13 protein-coding genes, 1 tRNA gene and 1 pseudogene are annotated in these 13,710 nt (G+C 70.5%); 2 read left to right on the forward strand and 13 right to left on the reverse strand.

Features of this window, described 5'->3' with window-relative positions; translation table 11 throughout:
* Window positions 1-90: 90 nt before the first annotated feature.
* From AFM16_RS18900 to AFM16_RS38600, 8 genes and pseudogenes are all read right to left on the reverse strand, one after another.
* Complete coding sequence (locus tag AFM16_RS18900; protein ID WP_245177733.1) at window positions 91-1,314, reverse strand: glycosyltransferase family 2 protein; 1,224 nt, start codon at window positions 1,312-1,314, stop codon at window positions 91-93.
* On the reverse strand, window positions 1,301-1,537 hold the full coding sequence (locus tag AFM16_RS18905; RefSeq protein ID WP_245177734.1) for a hypothetical protein: 237 nt from the start codon (window positions 1,535-1,537) through the stop codon (window positions 1,301-1,303). The genes AFM16_RS18900 and AFM16_RS18905 overlap by 14 nt, the downstream gene beginning before the upstream one ends.
* 515 nt (window positions 1,538-2,052) lie before the next feature.
* Window positions 2,053-2,661: a hypothetical protein gene (locus AFM16_RS18910; RefSeq protein WP_078634027.1), complete on the reverse strand. Its 609-nt coding sequence runs from the start codon at window positions 2,659-2,661 to the stop codon at window positions 2,053-2,055.
* Window positions 2,662-3,139: 478 nt separating this feature from the next.
* Window positions 3,140-3,982, reverse strand: a complete 843-nt coding sequence (locus AFM16_RS18915; RefSeq protein WP_078634028.1) for a helix-turn-helix domain-containing protein — start codon at window positions 3,980-3,982, stop codon at window positions 3,140-3,142.
* Window positions 3,979-4,515: a DUF6879 family protein gene (locus AFM16_RS18920; RefSeq protein ID WP_078634029.1), complete on the reverse strand. Its 537-nt coding sequence runs from the start codon at window positions 4,513-4,515 to the stop codon at window positions 3,979-3,981. Before AFM16_RS18920 ends, AFM16_RS18915 begins: the two co-directional genes overlap by 4 nt.
* Before the next feature lie 5 nt (window positions 4,516-4,520).
* Window positions 4,521-4,729, reverse strand: a pseudogene (locus AFM16_RS40085) (hypothetical protein).
* A 308-nt stretch (window positions 4,730-5,037) separates the two neighbouring features.
* The gene (locus tag AFM16_RS40090; protein ID WP_256861323.1) at window positions 5,038-5,160 is read right to left on the reverse strand and encodes a hypothetical protein; all 123 of its coding nucleotides are present in this window, start codon (window positions 5,158-5,160) and stop codon (window positions 5,038-5,040) included.
* 78 nt (window positions 5,161-5,238) lie between these two features.
* Window positions 5,239-5,661 carry a hypothetical protein gene (locus AFM16_RS38600; protein ID WP_107419116.1) on the reverse strand — a complete coding sequence of 141 codons (423 nt, stop codon included), beginning with the start codon at window positions 5,659-5,661 and terminating at the stop codon, window positions 5,239-5,241.
* Between the two features lie 143 nt (window positions 5,662-5,804).
* Between AFM16_RS38600 and AFM16_RS18935 the strand changes: the two genes are divergently transcribed.
* Complete coding sequence (locus AFM16_RS18935) at window positions 5,805-6,305, forward strand: hypothetical protein (RefSeq protein WP_245177735.1); 501 nt, start codon at window positions 5,805-5,807, stop codon at window positions 6,303-6,305.
* Between the two features lie 143 nt (window positions 6,306-6,448).
* Here the strand turns inward: AFM16_RS18935 and AFM16_RS18940 are convergent.
* The 5 genes from AFM16_RS18940 to AFM16_RS18960 form a co-directional block, all read right to left on the reverse strand.
* Window positions 6,449-6,521: transfer RNA gene (locus AFM16_RS18940), tRNA-Lys, on the reverse strand.
* A gap of 101 nt (window positions 6,522-6,622) precedes the next feature.
* On the reverse strand, window positions 6,623-8,161 hold the full coding sequence (locus AFM16_RS18945) for an amino acid permease (RefSeq protein ID WP_078634031.1): 1,539 nt from the start codon (window positions 8,159-8,161) through the stop codon (window positions 6,623-6,625).
* A 148-nt stretch (window positions 8,162-8,309) separates the two neighbouring features.
* Window positions 8,310-10,631, reverse strand: coding sequence for a DEAD/DEAH box helicase (locus tag AFM16_RS18950; protein WP_078634032.1), 2,322 nt, complete (start codon window positions 10,629-10,631; stop codon window positions 8,310-8,312).
* Window positions 10,632-10,871: 240 nt separating this feature from the next.
* Window positions 10,872-11,426, reverse strand: a complete 555-nt coding sequence (locus tag AFM16_RS18955; RefSeq protein ID WP_078634033.1) for a hypothetical protein — start codon at window positions 11,424-11,426, stop codon at window positions 10,872-10,874.
* A gap of 124 nt (window positions 11,427-11,550) precedes the next feature.
* Window positions 11,551-11,901 (reverse strand): metallopeptidase family protein, encoded by a 351-nt coding sequence (locus tag AFM16_RS18960; protein WP_030798051.1) that lies wholly within the window; start codon window positions 11,899-11,901, stop codon window positions 11,551-11,553.
* A 123-nt stretch (window positions 11,902-12,024) separates the two neighbouring features.
* Here AFM16_RS18960 and AFM16_RS18965 point away from each other — a divergent pair, with 123 nt between their 5' ends.
* Window positions 12,025-13,641 (forward strand): metallophosphoesterase family protein, encoded by a 1,617-nt coding sequence (locus AFM16_RS18965; RefSeq protein ID WP_078634035.1) that lies wholly within the window; start codon window positions 12,025-12,027, stop codon window positions 13,639-13,641.
* The last annotated feature ends 69 nt before the right edge of the window (window positions 13,642-13,710 follow it).

The following is a 13,710-nucleotide window of genomic DNA, read 5'->3' on the forward strand; positions in this document are numbered from 1 at the left end:
CTCACCTCACCGGGATGTTCGGGTTATGGGAACAAAGACCCCAGCCTAGGTGACGGGTGGTCACAGGCGCCGCCCCGTGGCCGCCGGGGTTCAGGCCGAACTGCGCGGCAGATCCCACACCACACGCTTCTTCCGCGGGCCCCGCAGCAGCCCGCTCGTCTGGGCGGTGATCGCGGCCAGGGCGTTGATGGTCCAGTAGGCCAGGGGGTAGACCGGCAGGAGCAGGCAGGCGTACGGGAGTCTGGGGTCCAGGCGGAGTTCGACGGCGACGGCGATGCCGATCTGGAGCACCGCGACGACGGCGATGCCGACGCCCCACGCGATCATCCAGCGGAACTTGGTGTCTCCGGGGTGGCCGATCCAGTGGACGACACCCCACACGGTGGCGACCAGCATCGTGACCACCCAGACGTAGGAGAGCAGGGCCTCCGCCGCGATGGGCCACAGGGTGAACTGGCGCGGGCGGACGACGGTGCGGGCGTGGGTGCGCAGCACCTCGCCCTGGCCGCGCGCCCAGCGGGTGCGCTGGGCCCAGATGCCGCGGACGGACTGCGGTACCTGCATGCCGACCAGGGCGTGCGGTTCGAAGGCGGTCAGATGGCCGGCTTCGAGGAGCCGCCAGGTGAGTTCGATGTCCTCGGTGGCCATCCTGGGGTCGTAGCCGCCGACGCCGAGGACGGCGTCGCGCCGGAACAGCCCGAGGACGCCGGCCACGGTCCCGACCTTGCCGGCCAGCGCGTGCGTACGGCGCATCAGGCCGATGAGCGACGCCGATTCCAGCATCTGCATGGCCGTGATGACCTCGCGCCGGTTGGTGACGCGCGGGCTGCCCGCGACGGCCGCGTACCGGGGCGAGCGGCAGATCCGGGCGGCGAGGTGACGCACCGCGTCCGGGTGCAGATGGGTGTCGGCGTCGGTGACGAGGACGAGGTCGTGCCGCGCCCGGCGGAAGCCGTCGTTCAGACGGTCGGCCTTGCCCATGTTCACGCCGTCGTCGAGCACCGTGACCCGGGGATCGTCACCGGCCGCGGCGCGCGCGGCGGCCACCGTGCCGTCGCCGGAACCGTCGTTGAGGATCAGGATCTCCAGGTGGGGGTAGTCCACCTTTCTGAGCGCCTCGACACAGTGGGCGATCACCGGCTCCTCGTTGTAGGCCGGGACCAGGACGGTCACGCCGGGCCAGCCGCCCTCCGGGACCACGACGGCCCGCCGTTCCTCCAGGACGCGGAAGAGGATGCCGCCCACCATCCACGCGGCGCCCGTCACCACGGGATAGAAGGCGAGGAACGCGAGCAGGACGTCAAGGAAGCTCACGGCGCTCCTCCTTGAGCCGCATCGCACGGCCGCAGAGCAGCGCCACCCCGAAGACGGCCCACGAGACGACGACGGCGATCAGCAGATGGCGCAGGATGTAGCTGTGCCCGAGGAGGACGACCGCGAGGGCCCCCGCCGCGATCCAGACCAGGGCACCGAGCAGGAACAGGGCGACCCTGCGGCGCGCGGACACCGTACGGGTGGGTTCGAACCGGATGCTCACGCTATGCACCGTACAAACCACATGAACCGCTTTGCCCGCTCATGCACGGCAGGGGCCTGGTCGCCGCTCCCGGCATCCGCCGACGCACTGCCCCGAAAACCCCGCGGCGCCCGGCTCGACCGAAGCCGAACCGGGCGCCGCATCGCAGGTCAGAAGGGGTTTCCCCCCGCCCGCGCGAGTAGGCCCTGTGGGACTCGAACCCACAACCAGTGGATGAGAAGTTCAGGTACAGACGTACCGCCGAATGGTGCCTGATGACGGCTCTTGCTTCCCACGCAGGTCAGCAGGCTAGAGCCCCACACCATGTACCGGCCTGTGTCGGCCCTCTACAGCGCGTCCGTGACCACTCATGTGACCCGTGACCACCTCGCCACCGACACGACGACGGCGCCACCCGATGCTCGCAACATCGGACGCCCCCTTGATCCGAACCCTTTCTGATCAAGGAGGCCAGCCCCATGCAGGACCGCTTCGTGGCCTGCTGCCCGCCCCCGTCGGCGTGGGCGCGGGCAGCGCTACCGGGCGTCGTCGAGGTCGACGAACGTGCAGCCGTGCAGTGACCGGATGAGCTGTCCGGCCGTCACCCACCGAGCAGCGGGGGTTCCGTAGGGGACCACGCCCTTGTCGAGGCGCTGCGGAGTTCCCAGCGCGGTCGGCGCCCACAGGCGGCCGAACACGGCGCACGGGTCACTCTCGCGAACCCGGACGGCGACGCACCGACCGCGCAGGTGAGGGCACAGGGCACCGGCCTGTCGCGCGCACGGCAGGCATACCGGGGGATGTGTGGTCATCAGCGCGTCGGGCCAGCCGGACCAATCGGCTCTGCTGTCCTCCAACAGCCACAGGGTCCCGCGGTCGTCACGGTCGGCCGGCGCGCCGCACACCTGGCACAGCAGATGCGCCATGGCCTCGCGCTGTCTGCCCGGGTGCACTTCGCCGAACCGTGGGCGGCCCATTCCGCGGGCTCGGGTGCGGCCGTTCCACAGAACTCCGTGCTGGTCGCGGTCATCGGGCTGTTCGTCGACGTACGCGATGCCGTCGGTCCGGCACATGATGCGCCGCTGGGTGGTCTGCTCCGCGGACCACGCTGCGATGTAGGGCACGGGCGGTGCAGGCGCGGTCATGAGGCGCCTCCGGTGGCGTCGGCGGGCGAGGCGACTTCGAGCCGGGTGGCTGCACAGGCCGGGCTTCCAGCATCCTCAGGGGGCGCCGGTTGCCCGCACAGTGCGCAGGTCATGCCGTGCGACTGCTCGATGCGGTGCCGCCCGAGCGACGGAAGGTACGCGCGCCCCGACTCGGTCACAGACCAGCGCCCCTGCGGGCACGGGTGGCGTCCCGCAGGGCTTGGCGCAACCGTCTGCCGGTCTCACAAGTGCGTTCCGGGCTGTTGCAGTCGGGGCACGGCGGGCTCTTCTCCGTACGGCTGACGTGCATCACCAAGTCGCGGTACGCCTCCTTTTCCTGAGGCGACCACGGAACGTTCTGAGGGCTCGGTACGGGTGTCCGTGTGGTCATGTCGGGCAAGGTAGGCAAGGTGATTGCACGGCTGGGCGCCGGTTGCTCACGATTGCGCGTGTGCCTACCGGCGTTGGGGCACGTTGCTCACGTGAGGTCGAGGGAGGCCCGTGCACGCATGATCAGGCGGTGCGCCTTGTGATCGAAGACGGCCGACGCACTCAGGAGTTCCCACGTCTTCCGATAGACCGCGACATCGTCGGCGGTGTCCAGCCACAGTTCCGCGTTCCACATGTCGGCGACGACCAGCCGGTCGTCAATGATCCAAAAACCGTGCTTAGGCGAGAACGGCGTACGGACACCGAACGGGATGATGCCGAGCGTCACGGTGTCGAGGCCGATCACGGAACTGAGGCGGTCGAGTTGCGCGGCCATGGCCGTAGGAGCGCACCGTACGACGTGCAAGGCGCCTTCCCACAACAGGGCGTGGAAGCGGTGGCCAGGCTGGTACAGAGCCTCCTGGCGACGCATACGAGCCCGTACGCCTTCCTCGATGTCCCGTGGGGTACCGAGGCGGTCAGCAACGTCCGTGAGCACACCACGGGCGTACTCGGGCGTCTGGAACACGCCGGGAATGATCCCGGACTCGAAGAGATGGATGACTTCGGCCTGAGCCTCCTGAACGCCGTGGTTCTCCTGTACGGCACGGTGGCCTGCCGAGAGTTGGCGCTTCCAGCTTCGGTGCGTGGTTTCCAGACCGCGCACGCGGCCTTTCAGCTCGGTGGCGGTCTCCGAGACGCCGGCCGCCTGCGCCCATGCCTCGACGTCGGCTGCCGTGGCGGTCTGTTTGCCGTTCTCCAGCCGTGAGACCTTGGACCGCTGCCAGCCGATCCGGGCGGCAAAGTCCTTTCCGTTCAGCCCTGCCTCGGTGCGCAGCTCTCGCAGCCGCGCACCGAGGGCTTCGCGGGCCTGTTGGAAGTCGGTGCTCACGCCCTCGAAGCTACCTGCCCCGCGAGGTCCCTGCGCCGGATCGCGCGAGGCCAGGAGGCGTCTCGGATTCGGCAGAACTCCGCGATCTTCGCGGGGTCTTCGACGAGTTCGGCGCCGAGGTACTCATCTGCGTCATCGAAGTGGAGAATCAGGGCGCGCCGGTCGTCGAAGAGCCAGAAGTCGACCGCGGGCAGTCGGAGGCGTCCGGCGTCAGCACGCCACAGGTGGCGGATGTCCTCGCCCGACGCCTCATTGTTCGTCGCACGTGCCAAGAGGAATCGCTGCCCCTCTGTGGGCGGGTCGTCGACGATGCGGATGCGCTCGAACCTCTTCCCGGCTGCGGTCTGCCGTCGCACGTTCTCGCTCCATGCGCGGGGGGCGTCGTGGCTGACGTCCTCGCCGGCCTGCCAGCGTGCCCAGTTGGGGCCTTCCCGGTCGGAGGCGTAGCCGCGGCGGGTCTCCAGTCTCCATGCGGTGTGCTCGAACGTCTCGAAGTAGGTGCCGAACGTCGCGTCGTCGATGAACTCGGGCACGTCGTCTACTCCTTGGGAGCGAACCGGGTGAGCAGATCGCGAGGCACGACGACGAACGATTCACCGTCGAGGACGTTCTGAAGTTGGGCAACGTCGTCGGGTCGGTGACGGTGTAGCCCTGCACGATGATGTCGCCGGTGTCGATGTCCTCATACAGCGTGGGGCACTTGCCTTCCTCGCTGGTCGTACCGAGCATACGGAGCCGTCGGGCCATTGCCTGCCTCCTCAGTCTTGCTGCGGTTGGGCTCCCAGAAGGCTGCGGATAGCCGGACCGCGCTGGGCGATTGCGCGAGATTGCGCGCAATCCGCAGCTTGGCGTAAATGTGAGGATCCCCCGCAGTACCTCGGATCGGTGGGGAATGAGCATGCCCCGGCACGGTGGGGGCGCCGAGGCCGGTCATGCTCGGGTACGTTGCACGGCCGGCCTTGCGGCGGGCCGCCTCGGCACAGAGCTTGGCGAAGCCGAACAGTTCGCGCTGTGCGCCACCTGTAGCGCGTACAGGAGCCGCCGGATTTCGGGGGTCACTTCGCCCCGTTGGCACGCACGCGAGCCAGGAGGTCATGGGCGAGGGCACGCAGCCCGTCGCGCGCCACCGCGGAGGGGATGAGCACGGCCCCGTCGGGGCGGATGACGTCGAGCGGCATGGTGGCGGACGTGTTCCTGCGGATTTCGTATCCGCGGCTCGCCGTATCGCCGCTGATTGCAGGCGGGGTTCATGGTGGTCACAGGTGCGGGTGCTCATCGGCGACACCATCGGATAGTTGTTCGATTTCGTCACCGCGCTGTTGGGGCGCGGTAGTGCGGGGCAGGATGGTGCGGGCGGCACGGTCGTCGCGTATGCGCTGTTCGAGGTCGGCGAGCGACGGTCCGCCGGACTCGTAGCAGGCGCGGGCGGCGTCCGCGACACTCATGCGGTCCATGGCGTCCATGCCATGACGCCAGATCCGGGCGGCCTCGCGTGTCGCGTTGGCGCGGACGGCCTCTCGCTCGCGCTGCTCGGCTTCGAGGCGGCGGCAGATCAGCTCGTGCTCGGGAGACAGCCGGCCGGCGGCACGATCGGCGGCGCGGCGGGCTCGGGCCCGGTCAAGGACGGCGCGGGCGGCGGCGATGCATTCGGCACGGGGGATCACGTTGTCGTCACTCATGCCGACCGCATGCCCCGTGAAGACCGAACCGGTCCTCACGGGCACGAGGCGGGACGGGCCACAGACGGCCGGCTGGAGCCGCCGCGTCCATGTTCTGGGCCATTTCCACTCCCTCAGGCGGGCACGGGCGTCATGCTCGGTCCATGGGACGAAACAGCCAGCGCCGCCGAAGCGCACGAGCCGCTAAGGCGGAGCGCGATGTCAGGCCGGACCTCTCTGAGATCTCCCGTGCCCGGACCGCGAAGCGCCTGCGCGCAGACATAGCAACGTGGATGGACAACCCTTCCAAGGGACCGGGGGGGTCGTTCATTGAGGGTGAGCATCCTTCAGATCCCACCGCGGTCTGGGCGATCCTGATGGGCTGGCTCGTCTCAGCGCGGGAGCAGATCACCGAGGAGCAGGCGCGCGACGCCGTCAGGTGGGTCTCAGACAGCCTGGGAATCAAGCACGATGATCTCGTCCAAGCAGCAGGATTCATCGGTCACCCGGACGCGCCGAATGTGACGCTCAACGAGGCGATCGAGCACTACGGGGGCGACCCGATCAACTTCACCCTGTACATGGTGATGCTCTGCGGCGGCCTAGTCGCGACGGTCGGCGACGCCGATCCGGATTGGCTCAAGCAGTTCGATCTGTCGGCATGAGCAGGCCGAAGGCTCTACAGGCGGAGCGTCCCCTCACGCATCACTCACGCACAGCGCCGAAAACGAGTCAGCGTCCGAGCCGACCGAAGCCGACCCGGACGCTGCACAGCAGGTCAGAGGGGTTACCCCCGCCACCCGCACCGTAGGCCCTGTGGGACTCGAACCCACAACCAATGGATTAAAAGTCCACTGCTCTGCCAATTGAGCTAAGGGCCCAGGCGAAAGTTGCCTCCCCGAGCATAGCCGGACGTGGCCGTCTCTCCGATCGGGTATCGGGGACACGGCCGCGCCGCGGTACGCCACATGGTGAGGAACGGTCACGGATCCGCCGGTTCCGGCACCGTCGCGGCGCGTGCCGACTCCCGGGCGATGGTCCGTTCGTGGGAGGGGTCGAGGAACCACTCGCGGGCCGACAGCACCCACCACAGCCCCGCGAAGCCCAGGACGACGAGGACGGCGACCGGGGCGTAGTTGAAGGTCTCCCAGGTCACCGGGGAGACCTGGGGCAGCATGAACAGCACGGTGATCACCGCCACCCACACCACCGACACCACGCCGATCGTGCGGGACCAGCGGCCGAGGTGCCAGGGCCCGCGCTCGAACTCCTCCCCCTTGCGCAGCCGCAGCAGCGTCGGGACGACGTAGGCGATGTAGAGGCCGATCACGGCGATGGAGGTGACGGCCGCGTACGCGGTCACATTGATCAGGTAGGGCAGGCCGAGGACCAACGCGCCGCCCGCCGCCAGCCAGACGGCCGCGACGGGGGTACGGGTGCGTGGGCTGACGGTGTGCCAGATGTGCGACCAGGGCAGGGCGCCGTCCCGCGAGAAGGCGTAGATCATGCGGCTGTTGGCGGTCACGGACGCCATGCCGCAGAACAACTGGGCCCCGATCACCACCAGGAGGAGCAGCTTGCCCGCGGTCACGCCCAGCGCGTCCAGCAGGATCTGGGCGGGCGGCGCGCCGGTCGGGGAGTCCAGGGCGCCCTGGTAGGACTGGATGGCGAAGGTGAAGCCGAGGAGCAGCACGAACCCGGCGATCCACGAGGTCCAGATCGACCGCACGATGCCCTTGGGGCCCGCCGTCGACGCGTCGTGGGTCTCCTCCGTCATATGGGCGGAGGCGTCGTAGCCGGTGAAGGTGTACTGGGCCATCAGCAGGCCCAGCAGGACGACGTAGATCCCGCTGCCCCAGCCCGTGTTGTTGACGAACTCGCCGAAGACGAAGGACGCGGACTGGTGCCGGTCGGGGACGAAGGCGAGCGCGCCGACGATGACGCCGACGCCCAGCACGTGCCACCACACGCTCACGCTGTTGAGCAGGGCGACGATCCGCACGCCGAAGGTGTTCAGCAGCCCGTGCAGCAGCAGGATCGCCGCGAACAGCAGGATCGTGCGGCCCGGGGTGACGGTGAAGTCGAACTGGAGGTTCAGGTACGCGCCGAGGAAGGACGCGGCGCCGAAGTCGATGCCGGCGGTCACCGCCACCTGGCCGAGCACGTTGAACCAGCCCGTGAACCAGGCCCAGGCGGCGGCCGAGCGGGGCGGCGCGAGGCGGTGGGCCCAGAAGTACAGGCCCGCGGAGGTCGGGTAGGCCGAACAGATCTCGGCCATGGAGAGGCCGACGAACAGGGTCATCAGGCCGACGGCGACCCAGCCCCACATGATCACCGCGGGGCCGCCGGTGTTCATGCCGAACAGGTACAGCGTCAGACAGCCGGACAGGACCGAGATGATCGTGAAGGAGACCGCGTAGTTGGAGAAGGCCGACATGCGCCGGGCGAGGACCTGGGTGTAGCCGAGCTGGGCCAGCCGCTCTTCGTCCGAGAGCCCGCTTCCGGTGGCGTCATCTGTCATGCACCCAGCAATTCCCACGGCGCGGGTACGACACACGTGTGTGTACGACCCACGCGTGGGCGGACGCGGAAACGCCGTGGCCCCCACCGGAGATTCGGTGGGGGCCACGGCGTCGGATCAGTGCCGGCATCCGGTGCCGGCCGTGGGATCAGCCGTTGCGCTTCCAGCGCGGCTTGTCGTCACGGCGGCCGAACGAGGAGGAGCCGGTGCCACCGCGGTGGTCGTCACGACGGCCGTACGGGCGGTCGTGGCCGCCGGAGCGGAAGCCCGGACGGTCGTCGCGGCGCTCGCGGTTGAACGGACGGTCGCTGCCCCGGTGACCGGTGCGGTCGTCGCGGCGGAAACCGCCCCGGTTGTCGTCCCGGCGCTCGAAGGAACGCCCGCCGCCGCGGTTGTCGTCACGACGCTCGAAGGAGCGACCGCCGCGGTCGTCGCGGTCACGGTTGAACGAACGGCCACCACGGTCGTCACGGTCCCGGTTGAAGCCACCCCGGTTGTCGTCACGACGCTCGAAAGAGCGGCCGCCACGGTCGTCACGGTCACGGTTGAACGAACGACCACCACGGTCGTCACGGTCCCGGTTGAAGCCACCCCGGTTGTCGTCACGACGCTCGAAAGAGCGGCCACCGCGGTCGTCACGGTCACGGTTGAACGAACGACCACCACGGTCGTCACGGTCCCGGTTGAAGCCACCCCGGTTGTCGTCACGACGCTCGAAAGAGCGACCGCCACGGTCGTCACGGTCCCGGTTGAAACCGCCCCGGTTGTCGTCACGACGCTCGAAGGAACGGCCACCGCGGTCGTCCCGACGCTCACGGCGCTCGTACGACGACGTGGACGGCGCGCGCTCCTCGCGCACGGTCCGGTCGATGTCCCGCGCGGCCGGCTGCTCCGGCACGGAGACCTCGACGGCCGCCTTGACCTCGGCCTCGGCCTGCTCCTGCGCCTCGGCGACCGCGGCCTCCGGGTCCTCACCGCGCTCGCGGGCGACCCGGGCGACCAGACGGTCCGCCTCCTCGCGCAGCTCGGACGCACGGCGCTGCGCGCGCTCCAGCTCCTTGGTGAGCTGGGAGACCTCACGCTCGGCCTGCTGCGCCGCGTTGCCCGCGGACTCGGCCTGGACCTCGGTCATCGACCGGGCGCCGGTGATCTCGGCGACCTCCGGGTCGAAGGCCGCGCCGCCCTGGATGATGTGACGCCCGGCGTCGACGCCCGCGTCCTCCATCAGACGGAAGATCTGACGGCGCTGGTGCGGCAGCGACAGGGAGACGACCGTGCCGGTGCGGCCGGCGCGGGCCGTACGGCCCGCGCGGTGCAGGTAGTCCTTGTGGTCACCGGCCGGGTCCACGTTCAGGACCAGGTCGATGCCGTCGACGTGGATACCGCGGGCGGCGACGTCGGTCGCGACGAGCGCGTTGACGTAGCCGTCCTTGAAGTCGGCCAGCGTGCGGGTACGCGCACCCTGGGTCATGCCGCCGTGCAGCGCGTCCGCCTTCACACCGGCGTCACGCAGCTGCTCGGCGATGCGGTCGGCACCGAGCTGGGTGCGGACGAAGATGATCGTGCGGCCCTTGCGGGAGGCGATCGCGGCGGTGACCGGCGCCTTGTCCTTGGGCTTCACGATCAGGATGTGGTGCGACATGGTCGTGACGTTGCCCTGGGCGCTGTCGACCTCGTGCGTGACCGGGTTGCTCAGGTAGCGCTTGACCAGCGTGGAGATCTCGTTCTCCATCGTCGCGGAGAAGAGCATCCGCTGACCGCCGGCCGGGACCTGGTCGAGCAGCTCGGTGACCTCGGGCAGGAAGCCCAGGTCGGACATCTGGTCGGCCTCGTCGAGGACCGCGATCTGCACGTCCTCGAGGGAGCAGGCGCCGCGGTTGATGATGTCGCGCAGCCGGCCCGGGGTGGCGACGAGGATGTCGACGCCACGCTCCAGGGCGTAGATCTGGTTGCCCATCGACGTACCGCCGCAGACGACCTTCATCTTCAGGCCGAGGACGTCGCCGTAGGGCTGGAGGGCGTCCGCCACCTGCATGGCCAGCTCACGGGTGGGGGTGAGGATGACGGCGCGGGGGCGCTTCTTCTCGGTGCGCCCGCCGGCCAGCGTGGCCAGGGTGGGCAGACCGAAGGAGAGGGTCTTGCCGGAGCCGGTGCGGCCGCGGCCGAGGATGTCCTTGCCGGCCAGGGCGTCCGGGATGGTCGCGGCCTGGATCGGGAAGGGGCTGGTCACGCCGTTCTGCGCGAGCTTGCGCACGACGCCCTCGGGGAGACCGAGGTCGGCGAAGGTGAGGGTGTCGGCGGTGTCGGCCTCGTCGGCCTCGTCGGCGGCGTCGGTGACCTCGGTGGTCTCGACGGCCGCGACTGCCTCGACACTGTCGACGGCCTGAGCGATCTCTTCGGAGACCGCTTCGGTGATCTCGACGTCGGTGTTCTCGGGCAGGACGGCGTGATCAGAACTGGAAATGGACATGCGTAAGCGAAACCTTCCGGAGTCTCGTCGGCACGCGCCCGTCAACTCCGTGTTCGCATTACGACCGCCTCAATGCGGTCAGCCACGGCAAGGGAGAGAACGCGCCACACGGCGCGCTCTGCAGTGGCGCCGGGCAAATGGGATCAAACGATCTACCACCATACGCACCCTGCCCCCCTCAAGGCAAACCGAGCCCATCGTCCCAGCTCAGGGAGGTGCGCCCCCGCCTGCCCGGGTCGGCTAGGCCGGCACCCCGGCCTCGGGCGCCGGCTCCCGCTCGACGAGCTGCGGGGCCGAGCCTCCGCCCGTCCCGCCACCGGACTCGTGTGCGGAGGACGACGGTTCGGCGACCGTCGGCTCCGGGGACGGCGCGGGCGGTTCCGGCGAGGCCGCGGGCGGCTCCGGGTCGGGGGAGCGGGTCGGCTCGGGCGGCTGCGCCTTCGTCGGCTCCGGCGCCCCCGGCTGCTCGGATTTCCCCGGCTTCCCGGGCTTCCCGGACCCCGCCGAGGCGGACTCGCTCGCCCCCTCCGACGGCTCCCCGGACCCGGACGCCGACGCGCCCGGCCGCCCCCGGCCCGAGCCGTGCCCGTGCTTGCCGTCGCCGCCCGCCGCGCCCATGTAGCCGCCACCCACCCCCGCGGGGCCGCCGTCGTGAGCTTTGCCACCCCGCTCACCGGCCGAGTGGGAGGGCTTGGCCCGGCCGTCCTCGCCGTCCCCGACGCTCATGCAGCCGGCGGCCGCGGCGACGGCCAGGACGGTGGCGGCCAGGCGAACGGGTACGTACTTGGGGCGCACGCGCACCTCCGGGGCGGGAAGAGGGTCCGAAAGGGTTCGCCCTCTCAACTCCCGGCGCCCGCAAGAGGACACGCGCCCCCTCGCCCGTCGGCCCACGCTCGGCCCACACTCGGCACCGAACGGCTCAGCCGTACCCCAGCGCGTGCAGCCGCGCGTCGTCGATCCCGAAGTGGTGTGCGATCTCGTGCACCACCGTCACCTCGGTCTCGGCCACGACCTCCTCGCGCGTCTCGCACATCCGCAGCGTCGGCCCCCGGTAGATCGTGATCCGGTCCGGCAGCACCCCGGCGTACCACTCGCCGCGGTCCGTCAGCGGGGTCCCCTCGTACAGCCCGAGCAGCTCGGGATCGTCCGCCGGGGGCTCGTCCTCGACGAACACCGCGACGTTGTCCATCAGCCGCGTCAGCTCCGGCGGGATCCGGTCCAGCGCCTCGGCGACCAGTTCCTCGAACTCCTCGCGCGTCATCTCCAGCACAGCCCCATTGTCCGGCACACCCCCGCCGTACGAGGCCCCGAACGCCACACCCGAAGCCCCCGGCCGGCCCTCCCCGGGCAGCACCCCCGCATATCCGCCCCCACACCCGGGCATACGGCACCAATGGCCCGCGCCCGTGCCCGAACCAGCCCCACCAGCCGCCCCCGCCCCACCGCTCCCCGGAAAACCAAGCGCCCCGGGTTCCTCCCCCGCCCCCGCAGGCGCCGTCCGGCCACCCCCGAACTCGCCGCGGGACCCAACCCCTGGGTCCGTGCCCTCGGGCTGACCGCGGTGGTCCTGGTCGGCGCCTGGCTGGGCCTGCTGATCGTGGGGAACGTCCGCACCCCGGTCGGGCCGATGAACACGACCATGACCCTGCGCCCCTCCCTCACCGGCGGCACGAAGATCAACATCTCCCCGCTGGGCGCGCTCCACCTCGACAGCCACACCGCCCCGGTCCGCCTCGACGTCAACGTCGACCAGCTCGACCCCGCCCGCTCCCAGGCCCTCGTCGACCACCCCGAACGCCTCTCGGGCCTGGAGGACGAGGTCGCCGACGACGTCGCGCACGGCACCATGGACCTCGCCCTGCGCTCCGCCGTCGCCGTGGTCGTCGGCGCCACCGCCCTCGGACTCGCCGTCTACCGCCGCCCCCGCCGCGCCCTCGCCGCCGGCGGCCTCGCCCTCGCCCTGCTCGCCGCCTCGGGCGCCACCGCGTACGCCACCTGGAACCCCAAGTCGGTCCTGGAACCCCGCTTCTCCGGGCTGCTCTCCTCGGCCCCGTCGCTGGTCGGCAACGCCCGCAGCATCGTCACCGAGTTCGACGTCTACCAGCAGGAACTCGCCCGCCTCGTGACGAACGTGACCAAGCTCTACGACGTCACGTCCACGCTGCCCGCGTTCCAGCCCGACCCCACCACCGTGCGGGTCCTGCATGTCTCGGACATCCATCTCAACCCCGCGAGCTGGAAGATCATCGCCTCGCTGGTCGAGCAGTACAAGGTCAATGTGATCGTCGACTCCGGCGACACCATGGACCACGGCTCGGCCGCCGAGAACGGCTTCCTCGACCCCATCGCCGACCTGGGCGCGCCCTACGTCTGGGTGCGCGGCAACCACGACTCGCGCGTCACCCAGCGCTATCTGGAGGGCATCGACAACGTGCACGTCCTGGACGACGGCCGGGCCGTGACCCTCGCCGGACTGCGCTTCGCGGGCATCGGCGACCCCCAGTTCACCCCCGACCGCTCCACGGTGCCGGGCGCCGGCGCGAGCCAGGAGGAGGCGGGCGACCGGCTGACGGCGGCCCTGCTCGCCCAGCAGGCGGCCGGCACCCCCGTGGACGTGGCCGTCGTGCACGAGCCGTCCGCCGCCCGCCGCACGGACGGCGCCGTGCCGCTCGTCCTCTCCGGGCACCTCCACCACGAGGAGATGGAGGTCATGGAGAAGGGCACCCGGCTCCGCGTGGAGGGCTCCACCGGCGGCAGCGGGCTGCGCGCCGTCGAGGGCGAGTACCCCGACCCGATCCAGGCGTCGATCCTCTACTTCGACCGCGACACCCGCCGCCTCCAGGCATGGGACGAGATCGAACTGGGCGGTCTGGGCCTGACGACGGCCGAGGTCAGCCGCCATCTGCCCAAGGAGAACCAGCCGGGCGCGAGCCCCGGCCCGTCCCCCTCCTCCCCCTCGCCTTCCACCCCCTCCCCCCGTTCCGCGAGGCCCTCCACCCCGTCCCCGTAAACCGTTTTGGCGATCCCTCCCCGCATCCCATATGCTTCTCACGTCCCCGACGCGCTGCGAAGCGCCCAG

It is taken from the genome of Streptomyces antibioticus (assembly GCF_002019855.1).
Classification (GTDB): Bacteria; Actinomycetota; Actinomycetes; order Streptomycetales; family Streptomycetaceae; genus Streptomyces; species Streptomyces antibioticus_B.